This window comes from Paenarthrobacter nitroguajacolicus, assembly GCF_029952445.1.
Taxonomy (GTDB): domain Bacteria; phylum Actinomycetota; class Actinomycetes; order Actinomycetales; family Micrococcaceae; genus Arthrobacter; species Arthrobacter nitroguajacolicus_B.
On record NZ_JAQPPK010000072.1, the window covers coordinates 1 to 731 of the forward strand.

General features: G+C 61.0%; 1 pseudogene. It reads left to right on the forward strand.

What is annotated here, in order from left to right:
- Nucleotides 1-68: 68 nt before the first annotated feature.
- Nucleotides 69-731: pseudogene (locus PJL15_RS22560) on the forward strand (IS3 family transposase); the annotation flags it as partial.

Below are 731 nucleotides of genomic sequence, written 5' to 3' on the forward strand. Positions count from 1 at the left end.
CCGGGACTGCCCCCGGTTTTGTTGACTCCTTGACCTAGCGAGCTTGTGCTCGTGGAAGGATGTTGACCATGCCGACGGCTTATGGGGCGGAGTTCCGCCAGGATGTTATTGATGTGGCCCGCAAGGGCGAAGCGCCGCTGGCGCAGATTGCGAAGGATTTCGGGCTGTCGGTCACGACCTTGAAGCGTTGGATTGCCATTGCCGAACGTAAAGGATCCGGGGCTGGCCCGGCGTTGGTGGAGTCGGCCGAGGTGCGGGAGCTGAAGAAGCGGAACCGCCTGTTGGAGCAGGAGAATGAGATCCGTCGGGCGGCGGCCTATTTGGCCAGGGACATTAACCCAAAATGATCTACCCGCTGGTCACGGACCTTGCCGCCTACGGTGTTCCAGTGGCGGTGACCTGCAGGGTGTTGGGATTCAGCAAGCAAGGCTATTACCGGTGGAGGGCCAGCCCGGTGACGGAACGGGACTGGGTAGATGCGCACCTGGTCAACGCCGCCTTGAATATCCATGCTGACGACCCGGCATTCGGTTACCGGTTTATCGCCGATGAACTTCCGGAGAAGGGCATCACAGCGGGTGAGAACAGGGTCCAACGTCTATGCAAGGATCATGGAATCTGGTCGGTGTTCTCGAAGAAGCGCGGCCTGAACCGCAGACCCGGGCCGCCAGTTCATGACGACCTGGTCGAGAGGGACTTCACCGCCGCGGCACCGAACGAGCTGTGGCTGA